2 protein-coding genes are annotated in these 2,985 nt (G+C 69.0%); one reads left to right on the forward strand and one right to left on the reverse strand.

Annotated elements, in window-relative coordinates; translation table 11 throughout:
* Window positions 1-1,422: hypothetical protein (locus DBR34_RS21280; protein ID WP_181393952.1), on the forward strand; the 1,422-nt coding region annotated here is incomplete at its 5' end.
* A gap of 88 nt (window positions 1,423-1,510) precedes the next feature.
* Here the strand turns inward: DBR34_RS21280 and DBR34_RS08840 are convergent.
* Complete coding sequence (locus tag DBR34_RS08840; protein ID WP_181393953.1) at window positions 1,511-2,935, reverse strand: TIGR00366 family protein; 1,425 nt, start codon at window positions 2,933-2,935, stop codon at window positions 1,511-1,513.
* Window positions 2,936-2,985 lie beyond the last annotated feature (50 nt).

Below are 2,985 nucleotides of genomic sequence, written 5' to 3' on the forward strand. Positions count from 1 at the left end.
CGTCGGCAGACAACCAGGCGCGGCCCCACGCCCCTGGTTGAGCCGGCCGCACCGCTCAATGGCCGCTGGGCGTCCACCATCGCCCAGCACCTGCGCGATACCTTGCAGCACACCGAGCGCAACCTGCACGCGTTGCTGCTGGTGGCCGATGCCGAAGCCATGCGCCGCTACCAGCGCGCTTTTGTCAGGGACGGGGCGCTGCACAGTGCGATGGTCGGCCCTGGGAACGGCCGGGCCAGCGCGGCGCAGCACCCCGCGCAACTGCTGATTGCCAGCGACCCGCACACGCTGCCCTACCTGGATGCGCGGTTGGTGCTGGTGTATCTGGACACGGCGTTGGACAGCACTGGGTTGGCCCGCGTACTCACCCTGCTCAGCCGCCCGCACCCGCACAAACACTGCGCGTGGCTGGTGCACCTGCCGGGTGTGCCGGCGCCCTGGCAGCACCGCGTGGCAGATGCCTGGGACCCATTGCCGTTGCAGCAGGTGCAGGCCGGGTTGCCGCGCGAGCACCGTCGTTTGCGGGCGTTGTTGCCGGCCACCGGCAACGTGGATTTTCACGCCTGCCGCGAGCACCTGGGGCCGCGGTGGAGCATGGACGCCCACGGCCATGAGCGCGACCTGCACCGCCTGCGCCGACGTTGCCTGCACCAGCGCGTGACGGGCTTTGGGCAGCAGTTGCAGGCAGCGATGCTGGCGCTGCCCGTGGAAGGGAGCGGTGCCGAGGTGGATACCCCGCAGCAGCGCTACCGGTACGACCTGCATTTTTGTTCGCTGCTGCGCGATGCCGTGGCGATCCAGGCGTGTGAGGCACACTTGAGCGTGGATGAAGATGTGCGTATTCGCCATTGGGCGCGCGAGCGGGTCCCGGAGGTCCGCGACGCGGGATGGGACTACCTTGGCCCAGCAGCCGCCCTGCCAGGCAACCCGCGCTGCGATGCGGATGTGTTGCACAGCCAGCTGCGCCGTCAGCTGGAATCCAGCACGGTGGGGACCGCTGCGCGACTGCAGCTGCAACGGCAGCTGCACGGGCTGTTGGCCGCGCCGCACGCGCCGGCCGAGCGGCTACGCCAATTGCAGGCGTTGCAGGCATTGCAGGTGCTGCGGAGCCGGGCGCTGGAACTGCCCGCCCCAGGCGATGTGCCGACGGTGCAACTGGCGTGCCGCAGCGTGCTGGTGCGCACCTTGGGCGCGCCGAAGAACACGGAACAACGGCAGCTGCAGCACGCCTTGGCCGATCAGCTGGCGAGCGCCATTGGCGCGGCGCACGCGGCGCAGCCACGCGCGCCGCACCTGGCGCTGGCCGACCTGCAACGGCGGCTGGCCCCGGCACTGGCCGCGGTACTGTCGCCCACGCACAGCGAGGCCGTGTTGGCCCAGTTGCCCACATTGCTGGCCGACACCGCACCTACCCCCACGTAGAGCGGGGCTCTGCCCCGCTGCCGTCGATTCCCGGGCAGCCGGGCAGAGCCCGGCTCTACTGGTTGGGGCAGCCAGGCAACACCCGGCGTTACGGCATGACCGGCGGCACGTAGGTCAACGTCATGCCCAGCAGCCACAACAACCCCAGTACCAAGGGGATATGCACCAGCAGCTGGATGAAGGTAAAGCCGACAATGTCGCGCGCCTTCAGGCCCAACACGCCCAGCAGTGGCAGCATCCAGAACGGGTTGATCAGGTTGGGCAGCGCTTCGGCGGCGTTGTATACCTGCACGGCCCAGCCCAGGTGGGCCTTGAGCTCATTGGCAGCCTGCATCACATACGGCGCTTCGATGATCCACTTGCCGCCGCCCGAGGGCACGAAGAAGCCCAGCACCGCCGAGTACACGCCCATGACCAGGGCGAAGGTGTCGGCGGTGGCGATGTGCACGAACAGGCTGGACAACCGGTGTGCCAGGGTTTCATCGCCGCTGCCCACCGCGTGGGTGAGGATCATGGCGATGCCGCCATACAGCGGGAACTGGATGAGTACGCCGGTGGTGCTGGGCACCGCCTTGGCCACCGCGTTGAGGAAGCTGCGCGGGCGCCAGTGCAGCAGCAGGCCCAGCGAAATGAACAGGAAATTGTAGGTGTTGAGGTTGGCGATGGCGCTCACCAGCGGCTTGCTGGCGAATTCGCCAAACAGCCAGCCGAATGCCAGCAGCGAAAGCAGCACCGTGAGCAGCGGGCTGTATTCGAGCCACTCGCCCGGGCGGGTGCGCGGCTGCAGCGGTTGCGGCTCGGCCTGGGCGGCACCGTCGAAGTCCCTTGCGGTGCGGGCGGTGGCCGGGCCGGGGGCGGTGAGCCAGGCGATCAGCAGCGACACCAGGATCAACGCGGCGGTGAGCGCGATGGACTGCCACAGGAAGATGGTTTCGGTGAAGGGCAGCACCCCGGTAATTTCCACCAGCCCCGGCGGCATGCTGGCCGGGTTGGCCTGCAGCTGGGCGGCCGAGGAACTCAGGCCCATCGCCCACACCGCGCCCAGGCCCAGGTAGGCCGAGGCGCCGGCGGCGCGGTAATCCATTTTGAGGTCTTCGCGGCGCGCCAGCGCGCGCACCAGCAAGCCGCCGAACACCAGCGAGAAGCCCCAGCTGAGCAGCGAAGCCAGCATGCTCACCAGGCCCACGTACACCACTGCGCCACGGCCGGTGCGCGGCACCCGCGCCAGTTGGTCGATGAAGCGCGCCACGATGGGTGCGGTGGCCAGGGCGTAGCCGCCGATGACCACGAAGGCCATCTGCATGGTGAAGGGAATGAGGCTCCAGAAGCCTTCGCCGAAGGCGCTGGCGGTGGCCTGCGGGGTGGCGCCGAAGCCGATGGCGGCGGCCGCCACGATGACCACGCCAAGCACGGCGAACACGTAGGCGTCGGGGAACCATTTTTCGGCCCACGCGGCCGAGCGCAGTGCTGCGCGCGCCATCCAACCGTCTTGTGCTGCTGTCGACGTGGCCATCGCCCTACCCTCCCAGGTGATTCAGATGGGGAGCAGTGTGTGGGTTGGGG

It is taken from the genome of Stenotrophomonas sp. HMWF003 (assembly GCF_003061285.1).
GTDB classification, from domain to species: domain Bacteria; phylum Pseudomonadota; class Gammaproteobacteria; order Xanthomonadales; family Xanthomonadaceae; genus Stenotrophomonas; species Stenotrophomonas maltophilia_AP.